This is a genomic window from Pantoea sp. nfd-35, from assembly GCF_056892255.1.
In genome coordinates, this window is sequence record NZ_CP122404.1 from 26,518 (window position 1) to 47,916 (window position 21,399).

Annotated in this window: 20 protein-coding genes; 11 read left to right on the plus strand and 9 right to left on the minus strand. The window is 50.2% G+C overall.

Annotation, left to right across the window (positions count from 1 at the left end; translation table 11 throughout):
* The first annotated feature begins 715 nt into the window (after nucleotides 1-715).
* On the plus strand, nucleotides 716-910 hold the full coding sequence (locus P9J57_RS20505; RefSeq protein ID WP_013027819.1) for a hypothetical protein: 195 nt from the start codon (nucleotides 716-718) through the stop codon (nucleotides 908-910).
* Between the two features lie 418 nt (nucleotides 911-1,328).
* Here P9J57_RS20505 and P9J57_RS20510 read toward each other — a convergent pair whose 3' ends face one another.
* From P9J57_RS20510 to P9J57_RS20520, 3 genes are all read right to left on the minus strand, one after another.
* Entirely contained in the window at nucleotides 1,329-2,579 is a 1,251-nt protein-coding gene (locus P9J57_RS20510; RefSeq protein WP_483279528.1) for an aromatic amino acid transporter, read from the minus strand.
* A 155-nt stretch (nucleotides 2,580-2,734) separates the two neighbouring features.
* Nucleotides 2,735-4,105, minus strand: a complete 1,371-nt coding sequence (locus tag P9J57_RS20515) for a tyrosine phenol-lyase (protein WP_104933810.1) — start codon at nucleotides 4,103-4,105, stop codon at nucleotides 2,735-2,737.
* Between the two features lie 744 nt (nucleotides 4,106-4,849).
* Nucleotides 4,850-5,836: a D-threonate 4-phosphate dehydrogenase gene (locus tag P9J57_RS20520; protein ID WP_014333076.1), complete on the minus strand. Its 987-nt coding sequence runs from the start codon at nucleotides 5,834-5,836 to the stop codon at nucleotides 4,850-4,852.
* A gap of 465 nt (nucleotides 5,837-6,301) precedes the next feature.
* On the opposite strand from P9J57_RS20520, the gene P9J57_RS20525 reads away from it, so the two are divergent.
* The 6 genes from P9J57_RS20525 (at nucleotide 6,302) to P9J57_RS20550 (ending at nucleotide 12,165) form a co-directional block, all read left to right on the plus strand.
* Nucleotides 6,302-7,447: an iron-containing alcohol dehydrogenase gene (locus P9J57_RS20525; protein WP_013027815.1), complete on the plus strand. Its 1,146-nt coding sequence runs from the start codon at nucleotides 6,302-6,304 to the stop codon at nucleotides 7,445-7,447.
* Between the two features lie 19 nt (nucleotides 7,448-7,466).
* Nucleotides 7,467-8,351 carry a dihydrodipicolinate synthase family protein gene (locus P9J57_RS20530; protein WP_013027814.1) on the plus strand — a complete coding sequence of 295 codons (885 nt, stop codon included), beginning with the start codon at nucleotides 7,467-7,469 and terminating at the stop codon, nucleotides 8,349-8,351.
* Between the two features lie 76 nt (nucleotides 8,352-8,427).
* A complete protein-coding gene (locus tag P9J57_RS20535) occupies nucleotides 8,428-9,849 on the plus strand; it encodes a sodium:solute symporter family protein (RefSeq protein WP_013027813.1) in 1,422 nt (473 codons plus the stop codon).
* Nucleotide 9,850: 1 nt separating this feature from the next.
* A complete protein-coding gene (locus tag P9J57_RS20540; RefSeq protein WP_014598171.1) occupies nucleotides 9,851-11,008 on the plus strand; it encodes a sialidase family protein in 1,158 nt (385 codons plus the stop codon).
* 4 nt (nucleotides 11,009-11,012) lie between these two features.
* On the plus strand, nucleotides 11,013-11,483 hold the full coding sequence (locus tag P9J57_RS20545) for a NanQ anomerase/TabA/YiaL family protein (protein ID WP_013027811.1): 471 nt from the start codon (nucleotides 11,013-11,015) through the stop codon (nucleotides 11,481-11,483).
* 1 nt (nucleotide 11,484) lies between these two features.
* Entirely contained in the window at nucleotides 11,485-12,165 is a 681-nt protein-coding gene (locus P9J57_RS20550) for an SDR family NAD(P)-dependent oxidoreductase (protein ID WP_072139138.1), read from the plus strand.
* 185 nt (nucleotides 12,166-12,350) lie between these two features.
* Here the strand turns inward: P9J57_RS20550 and P9J57_RS20555 are convergent, their stop codons facing one another.
* The gene (locus tag P9J57_RS20555) at nucleotides 12,351-12,752 is read right to left on the minus strand and encodes a cupin domain-containing protein (protein WP_014598172.1); all 402 of its coding nucleotides are present in this window, start codon (nucleotides 12,750-12,752) and stop codon (nucleotides 12,351-12,353) included.
* 248 nt (nucleotides 12,753-13,000) lie between these two features.
* On the opposite strand from P9J57_RS20555, the gene P9J57_RS20560 reads away from it, so the two are divergent.
* Nucleotides 13,001-13,798 (plus strand): MetQ/NlpA family ABC transporter substrate-binding protein, encoded by a 798-nt coding sequence (locus P9J57_RS20560; RefSeq protein ID WP_013027808.1) that lies wholly within the window; start codon nucleotides 13,001-13,003, stop codon nucleotides 13,796-13,798.
* Between the two features lie 56 nt (nucleotides 13,799-13,854).
* On the opposite strand, the gene P9J57_RS20565 is transcribed toward P9J57_RS20560, so the two are convergent.
* Complete coding sequence (locus P9J57_RS20565; protein ID WP_014333068.1) at nucleotides 13,855-14,562, minus strand: phage antirepressor KilAC domain-containing protein; 708 nt, start codon at nucleotides 14,560-14,562, stop codon at nucleotides 13,855-13,857.
* Nucleotides 14,563-14,999: 437 nt separating this feature from the next.
* Between P9J57_RS20565 and P9J57_RS20570 the strand changes: the two genes are divergently transcribed.
* A complete protein-coding gene (locus tag P9J57_RS20570) occupies nucleotides 15,000-15,434 on the plus strand; it encodes a 6,7-dimethyl-8-ribityllumazine synthase (protein WP_013027806.1) in 435 nt (144 codons plus the stop codon).
* A gap of 81 nt (nucleotides 15,435-15,515) precedes the next feature.
* The gene (locus tag P9J57_RS20575; protein WP_014333065.1) at nucleotides 15,516-15,989 is read left to right on the plus strand and encodes a nuclear transport factor 2 family protein; all 474 of its coding nucleotides are present in this window, start codon (nucleotides 15,516-15,518) and stop codon (nucleotides 15,987-15,989) included.
* Between the two features lie 226 nt (nucleotides 15,990-16,215).
* Here P9J57_RS20575 and P9J57_RS20580 read toward each other — a convergent pair whose 3' ends face one another.
* From P9J57_RS20580 to budA, 4 genes are all read right to left on the minus strand, one after another.
* Nucleotides 16,216-16,653: a hypothetical protein gene (locus P9J57_RS20580; RefSeq protein ID WP_019105848.1), complete on the minus strand. Its 438-nt coding sequence runs from the start codon at nucleotides 16,651-16,653 to the stop codon at nucleotides 16,216-16,218.
* A gap of 223 nt (nucleotides 16,654-16,876) precedes the next feature.
* Complete coding sequence (locus tag P9J57_RS20585; protein ID WP_014604596.1) at nucleotides 16,877-17,650, minus strand: (S)-acetoin forming diacetyl reductase; 774 nt, start codon at nucleotides 17,648-17,650, stop codon at nucleotides 16,877-16,879.
* Between the two features lie 24 nt (nucleotides 17,651-17,674).
* Nucleotides 17,675-19,354, minus strand: a complete 1,680-nt coding sequence (alsS, locus tag P9J57_RS20590) for an acetolactate synthase AlsS (protein ID WP_014604595.1) — start codon at nucleotides 19,352-19,354, stop codon at nucleotides 17,675-17,677.
* A 16-nt stretch (nucleotides 19,355-19,370) separates the two neighbouring features.
* On the minus strand, nucleotides 19,371-20,153 hold the full coding sequence (gene budA / locus P9J57_RS20595; RefSeq protein WP_013027801.1) for an acetolactate decarboxylase: 783 nt from the start codon (nucleotides 20,151-20,153) through the stop codon (nucleotides 19,371-19,373).
* A 104-nt stretch (nucleotides 20,154-20,257) separates the two neighbouring features.
* On the opposite strand from budA, the gene P9J57_RS20600 reads away from it, so the two are divergent.
* On the plus strand, nucleotides 20,258-21,151 hold the full coding sequence (locus P9J57_RS20600; RefSeq protein WP_013027800.1) for a LysR family transcriptional regulator: 894 nt from the start codon (nucleotides 20,258-20,260) through the stop codon (nucleotides 21,149-21,151).
* Nucleotides 21,152-21,399 lie beyond the last annotated feature (248 nt).

Genomic DNA, 21,399 nt, shown 5'->3' on the forward strand with positions numbered 1-21,399 from the left:
TATTTGGTTATTTCCGGCATGATTCGCTGTGTCCTTGCGTGACATAACAGCATTGATGAAAAAAAGGGGTAATTAAAATTAAATGACCGCCGCGACAAAATGATCAATTAGTGGATTGCAGATTGTGCGTTGAACAATTTTTTCGTCAAAACCAAGATTATCGCTATGAAAATATGCAAGTCCACTACCATACCAGAAGCAACACCTGAATTGTGACATGTGCTGGGATGAGATAGCGAAATAAATAACACGCATTTAAGGAATACACCTCACAAGCCTGTTTCCATGAGGTTAAATTGGTGGTTTTTATGTTATTAATATTTTAAGACATAAGTAATCAGAGACAGCACCGTCTCTGGCGAAAAATGCTTATATCCGGAAAAAGGCGTAATGCCTGACAGGGCGTCATGTAAAATAAATTCAAATTTATTCAAAACGTGTGATGCAGGAAAATGAACCCTTCATAACTAGCTCCATTATGACAACACTGTTTCATCGTCGGTCCGATCAAGTTTGAGTTAGTTATTTCTTACGCGATTCGCGATGGCTTTCATTGTGACAATTTAATGACATAGATGTACATCAAGTATTTATAATTTAATGCTTACCATGAGGGAAACAGAGCATTAGGTAGCACTGATTCCTCATTTTTCCGGCGGATTACCACGCATAATTCCAGCTGTGTTCATGACATCCATGAACCAAGGAGGAAATTATGTGGAAATTGAACTCTGTGATTGATATGCAAGGAACAAATCCTTACCTCATTCTTGTCAATAACCTTGGTGATACCCGACTGTTACCCTGTAAGAATATTAATCCTGCCTTCTTGAGAACCCTGAATTTTTCTGATCTTGAAACCAGTCTGTTAACTGAACGAGTAAAAATCAATAATAAATCAGCAAAATAAATACCACTGTCCCGATCTCTCCTGGCCCTCTGACTGGTTTTAATGAGGGCCGCTCTTGTTAAAACCCCAATTCACATTGCTCAGACCTCATCTCAGGATGTTGCCATGAAGAGATGCAGGTTTGCCTTCAGGTAAGATTCCGCGCAACGCGACTGCAGCAGCAGGGTATTACCCTTTAGCCTGCTGCCTGTCATCACACCTTGAATAACAGGTCGTTATACGCTTTGTCGATCGGGGCTCACTGAGCCCTGACACTGAGCTTCAGCCAGCTTGTCCGTGGGAGCATCGCGGCTGAAGCCTGAGAAGTGTTGAAGACGTGAGTCGCTCAGCCCCCGGCAAGGGACACTGGTCTAATCAGGCAGCATGAGAGCACAGGATGGTGATGGTGATAAGGTGCACACATCGCGCTCGCTTCACTTTAGCTAAACGAAGGCAGCAGCCGGAATACATCAAGTACCACCGTCAGGTAAACGAATCCCCCCACCACGATAACCAGATTAAGGATCATGTTATTACAGGGTGCGGTATAGACTGCAGTGGGAAAACGCTTGCGGGCCGCTTTCACAAGAAAAGGCGGCAGAATAACGCTCCAGATCGTAAAGGCCAGACCGGCATAGCCAATTGCATAGACAAAGCCACCGGGCAGGATGAAACAAACGACAGCGGGTGGCAAATACGTTACCAGGGCCGTCTTAAACCGGCCAGAACGGTCGTCTGAAAAATGAAACAGATCGGCAATATAATCGAAAAGCCCCAGCGTCGCGGCTAGCAATGAACTGGCTACCGCAAAATTACCAAAGAAAGTGAGGATCAGATCCATAGACGTGCTGGTAAATAAGCCCCCTATTGCCTCGACAAATACATCAATATTCCCCCCTTTGGCGATAATGGGCGAAAAATCGGCGCGGCTGATATTGCCCATGGTGACGACCAACCAGAATATGTAAAGCAGCAGAGCGAAAGCCGTGCCAATAAAAATCGACCGGGTGATATTCTTAACCCCCTGAGTGCCATACAGCTTCACCAGACTGGGCACGTTGCCGTGGAAACCGTAAGAGATGATGCAGAAAGGTAGCGTCATTAAAATATAAGGCAGATATTGCGTATCAGGCAGCGCCCAGGCGTCACTGTCAATAAGTTTAGCGCCTTCGACATGCCATATCAGGCCAGAGAAGGTAGCAAAAAAGGCAACAAACTTCCCTATAATTAACACCGTTGTAATACGGCCAACCAAAAGCGAGCTGTACCATGCGATGCCACCGACCAACACGCTTACGATGATCACAGATAAGCGGGCTGGAAGATAAAATCCGCTGTATTTTTCTACCGTCTGAGAGATGACAGCAGAAGAGCCAGAAATATAAGCATAAGTTAAAATATACAAGACAAAGCCAAATGCGATACCCACCACAACATTCCATTTATGACCTAATAAATCCTGTGTGAAGGTGTTAAAACTCGCACCACCGCCATAATGGAGATTGACTTCAACCAGCATCAGTCCGGTTAACAGCATCATTATGGCAATGAGCGTTAAAATAATTGATGCGCCAGGAAACCATATGCCAGCCATAGCAATCGGCAGTGAGAACATTCCGCCACCTATGACGGTGGCAATGATAAGCATCGTTCCACTCATTAAACCGGGTGTTGTTTTCTTAATAACCATGAGAAATTCTCCTGTTGACTCTTTATTATCATTTTGGCGTCATTCTGAATCCGCTGGATAATAACGGTTCTACTGCAGACCTGCCATGGCGGCAGGTCTGAAATAAAGGAAGGGTGATAGGAGAGAAACAGGGCCCCTGCGGGGCCAGGGTTGTATTAAATAAAGTCAAAACGCGCAGTAAAAAAGCGAAGTTGTTTAGGTTCATAAACAAACGTCAGACCACGAATATCTTCTTTATGCTGGTACAGTTTAATGATGCCATCGGCAACAACATCCATGTGCGCGTAAGTGTAAACACGGCGTGGAATAGTGAGACGTACCGTCTCCAGTTTGGGGCGATGGTTCTCCCCCGTTTCCTTGCTACGACCGGCAGAAACAATTCCACGTTCCATACTTCGCACGCCGGTTTCCATATAGATGCTGGCTGCCAGGCTCTGCGCAGGGAACTGATCCTGCGTCAGGTGTGGACAGAAACGACGAGCATCAAGAAATACCGCATGTCCGCCCGTCGGTTCAACAATGGGTACGCCGGCTTCACGGAGTTTATCGCCCAGATAGCGCACCTGTTTGACCCGATGTTCAATATATTCATACTGCATGGCTTCACGTAGCCCAATAGCCATCGCTTCCATATCCCGACCGGCCAGCCCGCCGTATGACGGCATACCTTCATAAACGACAACCAACTCTTTTGCCGCTGAGAACATCTCCTCATCGTTCATACACAAGAAGCCGCCGATATTCACCAGACAATCTTTTTTACCGCTCATGGTGCACCCGTCGGCATAGCTGAACATTTCATGCACGATATCTTTGATACTGACGTTCTCGTAGCCCGCTTCCTGCTCTTTGATAAAATAGGCATTTTCAACGCAACGGGTGGCATCGTAAAAGATCTTAATGCCATACGTGCTGGCCATTTCATGTACGGCGCGCATATTTGCCATTGAAACAGGCTGCCCACCCGCCAGATTCACGGTGACCGCAAGGCAGATATAGGCGATGTTCTCGGCGCCTTTTTCTTTAATGAGCGTCGCTAATTTATTCAGGTCAATATCACCTTTAAAGGGGAGATTCAGGCTGGCGTCATGTGCTTCATCGCGGACAATATCCACAAAGGTTGCGCCATTTTTTTCCTGATGGAAGCGGGTTGTTGTAAAGTACATATTTCCTGCGACATATTGACCGGGCTTAATGGCCAGCTGCGAGAGCAGGTTTTCCGCCCCGCGTCCCTGGTGGGTTGGAACGATGTGTTTGAAACCAAACAACTCTTTCACCGTTTTTTCGAGATGGTAGAAGTTTTCACTGCCTGCGTAGGCTTCATCACCAATCATCATCCCTGCCCACTGCTTGTCACTCATGGCATTTGTACCGCTGTCTGTGAGCAGATCGATGTAGATATCCTTTGAATTCAGTAAAAACGTGTTATAGCCCGCTTGTTGCATTTTTTTAACACGCTCATCGCGTGAGATCATTGATACGGTTTCAACACTTTTAATGCGGAAAGGCTCGGCAGGATAATTCATGTTTATTTCTCCAGTTATCCATTTTCATACGCAGAAAAATGCGCGTCGAATAAGTCTGGTGCATAGATGAAATGCACAGGAAGATATAACAATAACCTCAGAATTGAGGTGGAAATAATACGACACCATCATGCGGGATTTATCATGCGATGAAAATAGCCGCGTCACTATGCGCGCCTTTCTGACAATGTATAAAACGTAAAAATGATTAAACATCAAAAAAAGATCGGCCATGTATGCTGAATATTCATAGCGTTAGCGTAACGGCCGTCGGTCATACAGAAACAGAAAAGTCGGTTAAGGTTGATAACAATGAAAACTTATCTTTCCATTTTCTTTATTGGTAATAAATGTGACATTTTTAACCAGATAATATGAGGCAGCGATCACCTAAAAAATGAATAATCACAGCGGTTGCTTAAAATCCGTAAACTTCAATGTACATCGCCGAGTTATTAACTGAGCAGCGAATGTTAATTACGTTGAAATAAGAAAGTCGCTACAGCACTGAGACAATCCATTCATATTATCCCACTGAGGCAGGTCGCTGCCGATCAAAACTTAAATAAAGAGAACTTATGTAATAGAGCATGACTATCTGCTCGTAGTCATTTGCAAGCGAAGTGGAGGTAACGTGTTGAGGTGGATGGGTTGTGGACAGCGATGACGCTTCAGCCCGGTGAAGAAAAGGCGATGTCTTGCCATCGCCTGAGTGACCAGAAAGCATTAGCTTTCGATAAATTATTACTCCCGGGTAATCTTCATGGCCATATCAATTGATATCGCCATACTCTCCGGATTAGCCTTACCTGTCCAGGCGATGTTAAATGCCGTACCGTGATCGGCTGAAGTACGCAGGAAAGGCAATCCTGCCGTGATGTTCACCCCGTCGTAAAAGCCAAGCAGCTTAAGCGGAATATGCCCCTGATCGTGATACATGGCGACAACAATGTCGTACATGCCTTCGTTACACTGCATGAAAACGGTGTCCGGTGGACAGGGGCCGTACACATCCATGCCCTGCGCTTTCATCGCTTCGACAGCGGGCGTCAGAATACGGATCTCTTCATCGCCAAACAGACCATTTTCACCCGCATGTGGGTTTACTCCTGCCACCGCAATACGCGGTTGGGTGAAACCGACCCGGCGTAAAAAGGTATCGGCAATCCTGACCACCGTTTCCACCCGCGCCTGACTCAGCGTATCCAGAAACTTGCGCAGGGAAATATGTGTGGTGACATGAATGACTTTCAGTTTATCGGTATAGAGCACCATCGAATAATCTTTGGTGTCCGTTAGCTTCGCGAGTAATTCGGTATGGCCCGGATAATGATGCCCTGCCAGATGCAGCGCTTCTTTATTCAGCGGCGCAGTCGCAATCGCCTTTACCTCACCACGCAGCGCCATTTCGGTCGCGCGCTTGATGCAACGGTAGGCCACGTCACCGGCTTCTGGCTGAACCACACCACATTGCAACGCTTCGGGATGCGCCACCTTCTCATCAATAATATGAAGGATGCCGGGCGTGAACCGTGCCTCAGAAACCTGGTCGATCACCCGGAGTTCAACCTGAGGTGTGATGTTCATGGCCAGTATGCGGCGGAAAGTCTCAGCGCAGCCGATAACAACCGCGGGTGAACCATTCAATGCACCTTCGGCTAACGCTTTAATAATGATTTCAGGACCGATCCCGGCAGGATCTCCCATTGTTATAGCAACAGTATTCGTCACCTGTTTTCTCCTCAACGAAGCTCAATATTTCTGAAAGGGTGGTTTCATCTCCGAAAACACCGACTTTAATCAATACAGTCAGACTCCGGCCGCGACCGGGAAAGTATCTGTATGGCGCACAATCACCCGCCCGGCCCTCAATTCTGAATCCCGTCGCGCACGATGCCGTCGCAATCTCCACACCTGAGTAATACCGCATTTGACGGTGCGCTGCGCATCACCAACGGAACACGCACCAGGCAGCAAATCGCGTGCTGCTCACTGACGGCTTCAGCTAAAGGCGCATTTACATACAGCGACCAGGTGTGCAAAGCACCCGCTCGATCATTTGATTATATTCAATCACAATCGATTATATGTGAGCAAGATCAATTTAATAAAGCGCCATTTTATTTATAAATTTAGTCGCTGAGTGATTGCGCTACAGCAGCATGATGAATTTCAGTCATAAACGGGGAGAAGAATGTGGCCATAATTAACAGCACGATATTAAGCGGTTCTCATGCGATAAACGCACTGGCGCCCGTCGTGGCGGGCAGAAAACGACTGCTGGTTTTAACAGATAAAAACATTGTGAATTTGCCGGCAACAGCGCAGATCCTCACGCTACTGGGGCAGGATGCTCGTCAGGTAGAGCTCATTGACGATGTTCCGGCAGAGCCGACGCATACTGACGTTGAAACAGTGCTGACGCGCACGGCAGGTAAGGCCTATGATTTGGTCGTGGGTGTTGGTGGCGGAAGCGTGTTGGATGTGGCGAAGCTCCTCTCGGTTTTATGCCATGCGTCCCGTCCTTCGCTCAAGGCTCTGCTGGACGGTCAGAAAATTGAAGCACGCTTGCCATCGCTGCTCATTCCTTCTACTGCGGGCACAGGATCGGAATCGACCCCAAATGCCATTCTGGCCATTCCCGAGCAAAATACCAAAGTCGGTATTATTTCGCCTGTCATGCTGCCAGATTATGTTGCCCTGATACCTGAGCTGACAACCAGCATGCCCGCGCATATCGCCTCCTCAACGGGAATTGATGCGCTGTGCCATTTACTTGAGTGCTACACCGCGACGATTTCGAATCCTGTCGGTGACAATGTTGCACTCATGGGGTTGTATAAATTATTCCGTCATCTGGAAACCTCCGTTAATGAACCGCATAACCTGACAGCCAAGCTGGAAATGCTGTGGGCCTCTTATTATGGCGGTGCAGCCATTGCCCATGCCGGTACCCATCTTGTTCATGCCCTGTCCTATCCCTTAGGCGGTACCTGGCATCTGCCTCACGGTGTCGCTAACGCCATTCTGCTGGCGCCCTGCATGAAAGTAGTGCGGCCCTTTGCGGTGGAGAAATTTGCCAACGTCTGGGATCTGATCCCGGAAGCCGATACCACGCTGAGTCAGGAAGAGAAATCACATGCGCTGGTTGACTATCTGGCCAAATTAGTCAAACGCCTCAACCTGCCTGATAACCTGGAAGCCCTGGGTGTGCCATCCGATGATATCGATTCCCTCAGTGAAGCGGCTCTGAACGTGAAGCGATTGATGAACAATTCGCCTTGCGTAGTCAGCCATCAGGATGTGGCTGCAATTTACCGGACACTTTTCCCCAGGATTTAATTTAAAAAAGGAGTGGGTAATGCGTAAGAAAATTGAAGGTGTGTTAACAGCTATTGTTACCCCTTTTGATAAAGAAGGCGGACTTAACCTTGATGAACTTAAGCGTCAGGTTATTCGCCAACTTAATGCGGGCAACGGTATTTTCTGTGGCGGCACTAACGGTGAGTTTTTTGTCCTTAATGAGAAAGAGAAACTCACTGTTACTGAAACCTGTGTTAATGAAGTATCGGGGCGCGGAAACGTTGTGGCGCATATTGGTGAGATTTCCACCCGCGAAACCATTCGGCTGGGCAAACAAATCGAAAAACTGGGCGTGGACGCAGTTTCGGTGATTACGCCTTATTTTGTGCCGCTTAATCAGCGCGAACTCATTCATCATTACACGGCCATTGCGGATGCCCTTTCCGTTCCGGTGTTTTTGTATAACATTCCGGCCAGGACGGGTAATACGATCGAGCCACAAACGGCCCGCACACTTGCTGAACACCCGAATATTATTGGCGTGAAAGACAGCGCCGGAAGCTATGAAAGCCTGAAAGGTTATCTGGATGCCGTTAAGGACAGTAAAGACTTCGATGTTCTGAACGGTCCGGACTCACTGATTCACCAGGGCTATGTCGAGGGATGCTCAGCCTGTATTTCAGGCCTGGCTAACGTCGCGCCGCGTCAAATCAATGCTATCTGGTCTCGCTTCCATGCCGGAGATCGTGAAGGATCGCGGCTGGCGCAAGAGCAGGTCACGGGCTTACGCACAGACCTTTATAAAGTGGCATTTTCACCCGCAGCAGTTAAAAAAGCGTTGCAGATTTTAGGTTATAACGTGGGCGAAAGCCGTTATGCCGTTCACTTTGATACCGCACAGGAAGATGAAATCCGCAGAATCATCAACCTGTACCTGAAATGATAATAAGAAGTAATAAAACGTAAAGACAGGGAGTCGCTGTGCTCCCCGAATTTATCTTGTTATATCTGAGGCTATAATGAAAACTTTCAACGCTCAGGACACCCTGATAATTATTGGCATCGTGGTGGCTTATATTTTATTTACCACCTGGCTAACGTTTCGCTTACGCAGTAAAAACTCTGGCGATTTTATGGAAGGCTCCCGCGCCATGCCCGCCTTTATTGTTGGTATTCTGCTGATGTCAGAATATATAGGGGCAAAGTCGACCATCGGCACCGCGCAGGCCGCTTTTGAAGGCGGTATTGCCGCGTCATGGTCTGTTATTGGTGCGGCAATCGGTTTTCCGTTATTTGGTATGATTCTGGTTAAACGTATTTATAACACCGGCAAAATTACCATTTCGGGCGCCATCGCTGAAAAATACGGTAGCAGTACCAAGAATATCATTTCACTGATTATGATTTATGCCCTGCTGCTGGTAAACGTGGGTAATTATGTGAGTGGTGCCGCCGCTATCGCGACGGTCTTACACGTTACCCTGCCCATTGCTGCGTTTATCACCGCTATCGTCAGTACCTTCTACTTTGCGTTTGGTGGTTTAAAGGGAATCGCCTGGGTCACCATGCTGCACAGCGCGCTGAAGTATTTTGGTATTCTGGCTATTTTGTGGTTTGCACTGTCGCAAACGGGCGGCTTCAAACCTATGATCGACGAAATGCCCGCCTATTACTGGACCTGGGATGGTAATATCGGCGTATCAACCATCGTTGCCTGGCTCATCGGTACTATTGGTTCGATTTTCTGCACACAGTTTGTTATTCAGGCTATCTCCTCAACTAAAGACGTGAAATCTGCACAGCGCTCCACGTGGATTGCTTTCCTGTTCTGTATGCCGATTGCACTGGCGATTGCGGTGATCGGTGTGGCCGCAAAGTACCTGCATCCAGAGATTAACAGCCTGTACGCCATGCCGGTGTTTTTGCAGGACATGAACCCCTGGCTGGCGGGTCTGGTAACGACCTCGCTGGTGGCCTCCATCTTTGTCAGCGTCAGTACCGTCGCTCTGGCGATCGCCTCACTGGTGGTGAAAGATTTCTATGTGCCTTATTTCAAACCGACGCCCGATCAGGAATTTAAAACAACGCGCTGGTTATCACTGTTGATTGGTTTCCTGCCGTTGATTTTTGTTCTGTTCGTGCCTGAAGTCTTAAAACTCTCTTTCTTTACACGTGCTATTCGTCTGTCTATTACCGTTGTTGCGGTGATTGCCTTCTACGCGCCGTTCTACAGAAGTACGCGTGGGGCAAATGCGGGCCTGGTGGGCGCCTGTGTGGTGACCTCCATCTGGTATCTGTTAGGCGATCCTTTTGGTATCAACAACATGTATATCGCGCTACTGACACCAGCATTGATTATGGCTATTGACCATATGATCCCAAGTAAAGCCCGGACCCAGGCCGCTGAAGAGGCAAAAAATGCAGCAAGCAAAGGAGAATAAAATGACCGTAACCGTAATTCGTGATGGCCATCTGAAGCCATGGGAAAAAGATGGCCGAGTAATGACGGCAATGTTGCCTTCGTCATGCCCGCAAAACCACGCCGCCAATATTTTGCCACTGCAGGACGGTTCCCTGCTCTGCGTCTGGTTTGGCGGAACACAGGAAGGGATTGCCGATATCTCCGTCTGGTGCTCTCGCTTGCCGGCAGGCGCTGACACCTGGAGCGAAGCCGTCAAACTGTCTGACGATCCCACGCGGTCTGAGCAAAACCCTGTGCTGTTTCTCGCGCCCAATAATGTTCTCTGGCTATTGTGGACGGCGCAGATCTCCGGCAATCAGGATACGGCGATTGTCCGATACCGCCAGTCCAGCGATCTTGGCCAAACCTGGGGCCCGATCGATACGCTGTTAGATAAGCCAGGCACCTTTATCCGTCAGCCCATTACCGTTCTGGATAACGGTAACTGGTTACTGCCCGTGTTCTACTGCCGTACCCAGCCAGGTGAAAAATGGGTAGGTAATGATGATATCAGCGCGGTGAAAATTTCGTCTGATCAGGGCAAAAGCTGGCGAGATGTGGTCGTGCCAGACAGCCTGGGGTGTGTACACATGAATATCACCGCCTTGCAGGATGGTTCGCTGGTTGCCCTTTACCGCAGCCGCTGGGCGGATCATATCTATCTGAGCCGCTCCACCGATGGCGGAGAAACCTGGTCATCGCCCGAGGCCACTGTTTTACCTAACAACAACTCTTCTATTCAGGTGACGACGCTGCACAGCGGCGAGCTGGCGCTGGTATTTAACAATATGAGTGCGGCCGGGGCCACAGAACGTCGTGCCTCTCTATATGATGAGATCGATGACGGTGATGGCAGAAAAGAGCCGGAAACGACAGGCCGTACCGCATTCTGGGGGGCACCGCGCGCGCCCATGACCGTGGCTATTTCAGCGGATGGGGGCAAGACCTGGCCATGGCAGAAAAACCTCGATGAAGGCGATGGATACTGTATGACCAATAACTCTCAGGAAAAACGCAACCGTGAATTTTCCTATCCCAGCATCAAGCAGGATGCTGGGGGGACTTTGCATATCGCTTATACCTATTTTCGTCAGGCAATTAAATACGCGCGCGTCACGCCTGAGTGGGTGAAGGAGTAATCTGATGATTGTTGGAAACCTGAACAACCTGGCCCTGGCAGGATTACCTGAACCCTTACTGGCCCTGCTCCGTTTACCCTCATGCACGTTTGAGGCACTGGCAGCAAAAGATATCGGTAAATGGCAGCCAGAAAATGTTGCGTGGTTTTGTAATATTCAGCAGGCCACTACCGAAGATGCCGCGTTACGGCACACCGAATATCACCATCTTTGGGCGGATATTCAGGTGATGCTGGAAGGCGAAGAGATTATCAACGCCGGTACGCAGTCCGTCGCGAAGACGGATGATGAAGAGAAGAAACCCGATCTGTTCATTACCCGCCCCCGCGAATGGCCCGTGAGCATAACGCTACGCAAAGGGGACTTTGCGGTATTTCTGCCCGGTGAGCCTCATCAGGCGCTGTGCGCGGTCAACGAACCGATGACGGTCCGCAAAGCGGTGTTTAAAGTACCAAAATCTATGTTAGGAGACTGAGATGCGTCACGCTATCGTCACGGGATACAGTTCCGGTATCGGCCAGGCCATCACCCATCATCTGCTGAATAACGGCTGGAAAGTGACGGGACTTAGCAGAACCCAGGGAGAGATGGCCTCACCGAACCTTAACTGGGTTGCCGTGGATTTAACGGATGCGGAACAGCTTAAGTCGGTTATCAGCACACTCGGTACCCCGGATGCGTTGATACATGCAGCAGGGATGATGGTGGCCGCCCCGTTAGGCGAACTTGATAGCGCTGCCGGCGCGCGCCTGTGGTCGTTGCACGTTCAGGCGGCGGAAGTCCTGGTGAACCACTTTGTGCCGATGATGCAGCCTGGCAGCAGGATTGTCATTATAGGTAGCCGCACGTCGCGAGGTGCCGCCAACCGCTCGCAGTACGCTGCAACCAAAGCGGCGCTGGTTGGCATGGTTCGCTCGTGGGGAATGGAGCTGGCACCGCGTAACATCACTGTTAACGTTGTTGCGCCTGGTGCGACCGAAACCCCCATGCTCACCCGACCTGAACGTACGTCGTCGGCCCCTATGGTTCCGCCGATTGGCCGGCTCATTCAACCAGAAGAAGTCGCCTCGCTAGTGGGTTATCTACTCAGCGAACCCGCCGCAGCCATTACGGGCCAGGAACTGGTTATCTGCGGCGGCGCCTCGCTGAAAGCGTAATGAGAGTTGCATACAAACGTAAACCAGCCTTCACCGGCTGGTTTTTTTTGCGCCATGACCCTACACAGTATTCCAGATGCCAAATGCGCACCCTGAATCAGGTTTTCTGCCCCGTTCACGCGATCTGCAAAGGACTGGCTCCAGCGAGTGTTTAACCCGAAACTGTACCGGTAGGCATTCTCACGCTAGAACTCCTCAGGTTCGCCGGGAAGCGGGTCGGTCAGCTCCATCCCTTTCACCCCCGCATAGGTAATCACCAACTCGGCAGGCGTGTTCAGCGTAAAGCCGCGATGTGCGCTGTTCACCGTTTCATTTAACGCTTCGCCAGCCTGAAAGGTTTGCTGCTCACCCGTTTCTTTATCCTCAACTACAAGCGTACCTGACAGGATAAAACACGCATTCGGCATGGGATGCGTATGCCAGGGTAACGAAGAATTAGCCGGAATGGTCAGGCGCATCACGGTCAGTTCGGGTTCACCCTGCGGATAAGCGTCAATGTGTTGACCGTTCCATGCTTCACTACTTTTTAACACCTGTACGGCAACGATTTTTTTCTCTGATGATTTATCTGAATGATTCCCTGACATGGTTTCTCCTGACTCGCGTCGGCAATACTGAAATGAATAACGTGTTTAAACGTAGCCTATGATCGTGTTCGACGACGTCAATTACCCTGCCAGCGGTTAAAAACGCCAGGATAGCGCCTGATGACCATGCGGTGAATTTTTAGACAAATCATGCAGTAATGGTTATATCTTATATCGCCGCGTCAGTACGCAAGGCGGATAAATTGTATTAGGCTTTTGACATCTTTTACTGATGGGAATCGCTACTAATGAAAGGTTTATTTACGGCGCTAATCGCCAGTTCCGTATTACTGTTGTCCGCCTGCTCACCTGATAACGATCATAAAGTTAAAGTGGCGATCAACACCGGTCCCGACGAAGCTATCTGGCAGGAAGTTCAGAAAATTGCCAAAGACAAGTATCAGCTGGATGTTGAAGTGCTTAACTTCAACGATTACGTACTGCCAAACGAAGCGCTGAACAACAAAGAAGTTGATGCCAACGCCTTTCAGAGCCTCCCCTATTTGGAAGAACAGTCTAAAGAGCGTGGCTACAAATTTGCCGTTGTCGGTAAAACCTTTGTTTTCCCTATCGCTGCCTATTCTCACAAGATTAAAAACATCAGCGAACTCAAAGATGGCGATACGATTACCCTTTCTAATGAGGCCACAACGCTGGGCCGCAGTCTGTTGCTGTTGCAGGCTCAGGGTTTAATTAAGCTCAAAGACGGCGTGGGCTATTTGCCGACCTCGCTAGATATCATCGAAAACCCTAAGCATCTGAAGCTTGTTGAGGTGGATACGCCGCAGTTAACCCGTACTCTTGACGATCCAAATGTCACGCTTTCAATCATAAATACCAACTTCTCTGCCCAGGCTGGCCTGTCGGCGCGTCGCGATGGGTTGTTTATGGAAAGCGCCTCATCGCCTTACGTCAATGCCTTGGTATCACGTCAGGACAACAAAGACAGCGATAAAATCCAAAAGCTGAAGTCTGCGTTACAGTCTCCGGAAGTCGCGGCCAAAGCAGAAGAAGTTTACAAAGGTGATGCGATCAAAGGCTGGTAAAAGGCTGGCTGAAACAGGCCGCATCGTCAGCGGCCTGTTCCACGCTAGAAGTGAGGCTAAGCCGCCGCACCTTTGAGTTGAGCAGAGAGATGTCCGGCCCACAGGCTGGCAATCCATCTGACACCATTGGCGGTAAAGCGAGCCTGCGAGAAAGCATGCTGATTGTCCGCCGTACCTGAATGCAGCGTAAAGTAACCTGCCTGCAGGTGGTAATGCTGGGGCCTCAAGGCTCCCTTGTCACGGAACATAATATTGCGCTCCAGCAGGAACTGGCGAAAATCTGGCTCTTTGGCTTTCAGCATTTTGCACAACTGGCGGAAACCCAGAGACGTTTCAACGTTGACAAAGTGGTCAAAAAAAGCGGCTTTTGGTGCCGATTCGGCCAGTTGTTTCTCTGCTGCGCGTCGCTGTTCAAACTGTTCAGCCCAGGCACGAGCGGCTTCAGCAGGATTCGTAAAATCAGGCAGATGAACACGCTCTTCAAGGGCCTGCCAGCGATCGAGCGCATCGGCCGTAAAACCCGGCGAAAGTCGGGCGACAGCAAGCAGAGAGTCGCGTTTATTCAGGCAGAACTCCTCACGCGTCTGGCCTTCGCGCTCATAGAGATTGACTGAAAGCGGCTGAGAAAGGCGCTGCGCCGTTTCAAGACTTTTAATTAAGCGTTTAACTTCGCCGTGCGTATTGCCGGTCATTTGGGCAATTTCACGGCTTGTCATCGTAATGGCATGATCCGTTGCTTTGAAGATTTCTGTCGATATCATCATGGGCTTTACCCCCTAATCATTCCAGACAACACCCAACGGGCAGTGGAATAATTATACAACTACCTGTTTAAATATCCAGTACTATTTTTAGGCTGATATATTAATGGAAAGCGTTACGCAAAAAGCGAGCATTGGCCAGACGGATAAAACACGACAGCGCTCTGGCGGATGATCCGCGCAAGATCGGTGCCGTCCGTAACGGTGGATGGCGGTAAAAGCGGATTAAAGATAAGCACGGATTATTGACATCAGTTTATAATGTCGGCCATAAGCAAGAGACGTCATCCGGCTCCGGCGCTCAGGTAGCCAGGTGATTCAAGAAGTGCTGAGCGAATTTACTGTGCTGCTCATTAGACAGCTTTATTTTTTTGATTCGGAAGAATGCGATCGTTTTGCGATTTCACGTGCACCGGATGTCACGTTTACTGGAGTAAGTTATGCAACCGTTAAGAGTCGCCTTTATCAAGGCAAACTGGCACAGCGACATTGTTTCTCAAACCCTGGCTGGCTTTAATCAGGAAATGGAAAACAGCGGCACGCCTTACGAAATTAAAACCTGGGACGTGCCTGGTGCCTTTGAAATGCCTTTACTGGCGCAGCGCCTGGCGCAAACAGGTCAGTTTGACGCCATTGTTTGTGCGGCCCTGGTCGTTGATGGTGGCATTTACCGCCACGACTTCGTGGCGCAGGCTGTGGTCAGTGGACTCATGCAGGCTCAGCTGGCTACCAATGTTCCCGTGTTTTCTGTTTCACTGACGCCGCATAATTTTCAGCCTGCCGACGAATTCGTGCGTTTTTATACCGAGCATTTTGTGAAAAAAGGTAAAGAAGCGGCACGCGCCGTTTGTCAGGTTCACGCCATTTCGCTCTAAAACCTGCCCGTTTATGAATGTCATCAGCCGGCACTCCAATGCTGAAGTGTCGCTGAGTCTGCCAGCGTTTCAGGAGACCTTATGGAATCACCACGTCAGCCTTTACCCCCGTTTAACGATGTACAGGATGCGATAAAGAAAGTGCGCCTGGCAGAGGATGCCTGGAACAGCCGGGATCCCGAACGTGTTTCTCTGGCCTATTCTCCCGACAGCGCATGGCGAAATCGCGATAGGTTTATTACGGGCCGGGCCGAAATTGTGGCGTTTTTACGAGACAAATGGCAAAGGGAAGCAGAGTACCGGTTGATCAAAGAGTTGTGGAGTTTTCATTCAAATCGTATCGCCGTGCGCTTTGCCTATGAGTGGCATGACAGCCAGGCAAACTGGTTCCGTTCCTACGGCAATGAGAACTGGGAATTTGATGAGAATGGCTACATGGTGAAACGCCATGCCAGCATTAACGACGTGGCCATTACCGACAGTCAGCGACTGTTTCACTGGCCTCAGGGCCGCCGACCGGACGATCATCCCTCTCTCAGTGAACTGGGGCTATAGGCATTCATTAACAGGCGCTATGGGTGATCCAAATTGCCATCGTGCCTCATGTGTCATCAAAAGCACAACGGCTGTCGTCAAGGGCGAGATTAACGCCATAAAGCACTGAGGTCACGGGCACTACACGGCAGGTCGACGTCAGCAGAGAGATAACCTGCTGCCGTCGTAACGCTATCTGAACGATCGCCAGGCAGTGAAATTCACGACCTGGCGTTAGCAGGACAGATTAGCCCTGTTCCTGCGTCTGTGCCGGCTGGGGTTCGCTCTGTTTAGGTTGTTCAACAAAGGTCGCCTTATTACGAGTCACGGTATAAGCCACTTTTTTAACGTCTTCAGGTGACGTTGTCACTTCAAGGGGATCAATAGTTACCCGCCCCAGGCCAAACAACGTGCGCACGTAACCGCCGACTTCATGTTTACCCGCGGGAACACGAAGGATTTTGCTTTCACCATTGGGCAGTTCGCCTGCATCTTTACCATCTACCGTCAGATAAATATGTGAACCGTCATCCGCACGCGTAATCACGTGTGAAACATCGATCTGGGTCTGTCCGGTCGTAAAATCATCCGCTGCCGCAGCGGGGGGATTGGCGGCGGGATGCCGGGCGCACCCGGCTAATGTCGTGGCGACCGCAAGTGCGGTAAAAAGATTACGATAACGCATTATAGCTGTCTTACTCCCTGGCAAATGAACGCATTATTTTAGCCGTTTCACTGAACGATGGAAGCCCGGAAACGCTCGGTATGCTCTTAAAATTGTCAGGAAATGAGGGAAAAAGTAAGCGGCGTTATTTTTTCACAGAACGTCATGCAGGATCTCAGCCTACCTCATGCGAGGTGACAGAATACCGGGCAGTCTGGCGCCGTAGCGCCAGACATTTTTCCGGTTAGCTAAACACCATGCCACCGTCTACCAGTAACGACTGTCCGGTGATGTAATCAGAATCCGGGCCGGCAAGAAAGGCGACACAGGCTGCGACATCTTCGGGTTCTGATAACCGACCAAGCGTGATTCTTTTCGCAAACTCCTGAGTACCATAACCCACGGGTTTGCCTGCCGCTTCGGAAATCTGCCTGTCGATCTCCGCCCACATCGGTGTTTTAACAATACCAGGACAAAAGCCATTCACGGTGATCCCCGCCGGTGCCAGATCCCGTGCGGCAGTTTGTGTCAGGCCCCGAACAGCAAACTTGCTTGAGCTGTAAACTGCCAGCTCGGGATTGCCGACATGCCCGGCCTGAGAACAGGCGTTAATAATTTTTCCGCCATGACCTTCAGACGCGAACGCTTTTATTGCGGCCTGCATGCCCCAGATCACGCCTTTGACATTAACGTCATAAACCTTGTTGATGACCTCTTCGGTGATTTCATCAATGGGCGTTGAGGGCGCGACACCTGCGTTATTCACAATGACGTTAAAATCACCCAATACGCTGCGCGCTTCTTCTACGGCATGAAATACCTGATCCCGTTTTGTTACATCCACCTTGATGGCCAGCGCACGGCCGCCATCTTTCTTGATCTTTTCCGCAACCTGCGACGCGGTTTCAATATTATAATCAGCCACGGCCACGGCAAATCCGTCTTTTGCCAGACGTAAGGCTATCGCCTCACCAATGCCCTGACCCGCACCTGTCACAAGCGCAACCCGCATTTTCATCATCGTTTCCTTATTCCGTTGAAATTAAAGTAACTGGCTGAGGTGAAGCTGCCCCATCAGCAAGTGGTTGTCGGCGTAATCCACTGGCACTGCCACAACAGCAGGCCCCTGAACATCCATCGCTTTACGCAGCGTGGGTTCCAGTTCGGAGGCACTGTTCACCGCGAATCCCGCCGCGCCGAATGCTTCCGCATAGGCTTTAAAATCAATGGGCCCAAAGTTCACGCCTGAAACACGCTGATATTTTTTCTCTTCCTGCATCGCCACCATGTTGTAAGCATTATCGACCCAGACAATGTGTAAAATGTTGGCGTTGAGCCTGACGGCGGTTTCCAGCTCCATGCTTGACTGCAGGAAGCCGCCATCTCCTGAAACCGAGACGACTTTACGCTGTGGATCGACCAGCCAGGCACCAATCGCCCAGGGCAAGGCCACGCCCATGGTTTGCTGCCCGTTAGAAATCATGATTTGGCGCGCGCGGAAGCTGTAGAGATAGCGGGCAATCCAGATATGGAAGCTGCCCATATCAACGGTGAGGCTGACGTCGCTGTTGATAATGTCCTGCATCGCACGCACGATGCGCAGCGGATGAAGAGCAAACTGATTCAGGCTCGCGCCCTGTAATGCAAGTAACTGCCGCTGCTGCTGACGGTCCTCAAGGATACTGGCAGCCTCCTTGCTGAGCTGTAACGGCTGGCTGACCTTTTGTGCCAGTTTACGCAGCGTGGCGGCGATGTTGCCGACCAGCTCCGCATCTGGCAAATAGCGGTTGTCCGTTTCCGCTGGCACAACGTCAATGTGGATTAAGGTGGCATTCCCGCTGTTCCACATGGCAGGTTCATACTCAACCGGGCTGTAGCCGATGGTAATAATCAGGTCGGCCTGTTGCAGCAGCTTGTCGCCTGCCTGATTGTTGAAAAGTCCAACGCGACCGGCAAAACGGGAAAAGTGCTCCTGGCGAACGGCACCCGCAGCCTGATACGTGCTGGTTACCGGGATATGGCTGCGGTTTAACAGATCGTGAATGGCTTCGCTATTCTCAGGCTGGCTTGCCATCAGGCCCAGCAAGATCACGGGATTTTTTGCGTGGGCGATCTCACGGCTGACCGCATCAATCATCACATCCGGTGCCGCACCCAGCGTGATGCGGCCGTGATGGCTCAGCACCTTACCCGTGACCGGCTGATCAACGATATCCTGTGGCAGGCTGACAAACGCACCGCCGCCGCGACCGTGTTCAGCGTGACGAAACGCGTTTGATACACATTCCGCCAGTGCCGACGAGTCGGTGACTTCAACCGCATATTTTGTCACCGGGCGGAACATAGATACGGTATCAAGACTCTGGTGAACCTGCTTGGCGCTGTCGGAGCGTTTGACCGCGCCCCCAATAGCCACCACCGGGTCGCCCTCACTGGTTGCGGTAGCCATACCGGTCACCAGGTTTGAGCAGCCCGGGCCGGATGTGACCAGCGCCACGCCAGCGTTACCCGTCAGACGGCCTACTGCCGCGGCCATAAAGGCGGCATTCGCCTCATGCCGCACGGGAATCGTCTGAATGGATGAATCCAGTAGGGAATCAAATACCTTATCAATTTTTGCGCCAGGGATGCCAAACACATGGCTGACGCCTTGCGCTTCAAGTTGCGCGACAACCAGGTCTGCACCGCAGTGCCAGAGTGTCGTATCAGAGAGAGTTTTCATATTTCAGGCCTCGTGATTAGCTTTCGACAGAACGGATGGCATCATCCAGATTTTCCGGCGTCAGGTTGGCATTAAGAAAGTCGGCGTTTTCAGGTAAATCGATCACCAGCTTGCTGATGGCACCAAAAGTCAGCGTGCCCTGCTCCAGCACATAATCCAGGATATGCCCACCGCCGGTTCTGTCGTCTGTGATGAAATGTTCGTGATATCCCGCGACGTTGATACCCTGCATGTACTGCGGCGTGCGGAAGCCAATAAGCTCGCCATGGCGATGCGTGAATTCAAATATGGGCTGGTTTCCCAGAACTTCAGGCATCGATCGGTAAGGCCGGCACTGGCACGGAACGGTACGCGTCTGGACGGATGAAAAATGTCCGCTTACACGCAGTGCACAAAACTGGTTGTCGGAGGTGATTTCGCTGTCGATAAGCTGGTGCAGCGCATCGCGCTGAACCGCGCGTTCAAAAACGTGTTTATGCTGGGGTTGAAAAAAGGTCATTACCGCAAATGGCGTTTTCTGGTCAGGATCAGCAGGCCGGGCACTGCCATCGGCGCGTAGCTGATACACATTGCTGTCGAACGCAATGAGTTCACCATCCAGCTGATTGAAGGTTCCCAGACCAAAGTCACCTTTGCGCAGTAAGTCAGCAATCCTGGTTTCACCGTCATAAACACCACTCAGCAGCGCACTCATCAAAGAGGTTTGATACATAACACTTTCTGGCATGTTTTTTCGCAGCTTTTGGACGGTATCTTTTAGTTGATCCTCACAGGAACAATCAGTTACAAAATTGCTCATCGGATGCCTCGTAGGTTAACTGTTAAGCCGTGTTAACATAATGGTGACCCTGTTTGCGGACAGAATCCAATAGCAAAACCTGTAAACTTTGAGACGTTTTTAATATGGAACTGCGCCATCTACGTTATTTCGTTGCTGTCGCTCAAACGCAGCACTTTACCCGAGCGGCCGAATTGCTTGGCATTTCGCAGCCGCCACTCAGTCAGCAAATTCAGCGACTGGAGCATGAAATCGGTACGCCGCTGTTAAAACGACTGACGCGCGGTGTGGAACTGACGGATGCAGGAAAAACATTTCTGGCGGATGCGATTGAAATCATTCAACTCGCCGATCATGCGCTGGAAAAGGCGAAAGGTGTTGCCCGGGGGATCTCTGGCAAAATGTCGCTGGGCTTTGCCAGTTCGGTGGCATTTGATCCCAACGTCTTTGAGATTATTCGGCGATTTAAAGATCGCTATCCCGCCCTGGAACTGATGACGCGGGAAGAGAACATGTCATTGCTTATTCAGGATCTCCAGGAGGGATTGCTGGACGCGGCATTTCTTCGTCTTCCCTGCGAAAGCAGTAAATCGTTTAATTTGCGCGTCATTTCTACCGAACGGATGCTGCTGGCTTTACCTGCTGCGCATCCTCTGCAACAAAAATCCAGCATCGCGCTGAGCGAACTGGTGCAGGAAACCTTAATTATTTTTCCGCGAGACGTTTCACCCAGTCTGTATGAGCTTATTGTCAGTGCCTGTTTGCGCGCGGGTTTCTCCTCATCGTCTTTTCAGCAGGCTCCGCAAATCAGTTCTTCCCTAGGTATGGTCGGCGCAGGTTGCGGTATAGCCCTTATACCGGAATCGATGGTTTGCGTGCAGAATCCGCAGATTTGCTTCCGGGAAATCGCCAACAATACGCTTTTTACCGATGTGGCTTTTGCCTGGCGGCGGAATAATGCGTCTAAAGCGGTTAACCATCTGTTGTCGCTGATTTCAGAAGGTCAAAGCGTAAACTGATGCAATGCTGTTCGCAGCATTTTTCATCCGCTCACGGCCGTCTTCCTTATTCAGGGTAAAAATTTAGCGGTTGAGTTCCATCCCGTTTTAATAAACGCATTTTGCTGGCACGTCTTATTTTCTGCTCTGCCGTCGGTGAAAAAAGCGTGAGATATTGTCCATTAGCCTCTTCGCATAAGTGAAAGTAACCTTCGCATTACTTATATTTATGCACCCTGGCGGTGCAACAAAGTCAATATCCTTTGAAA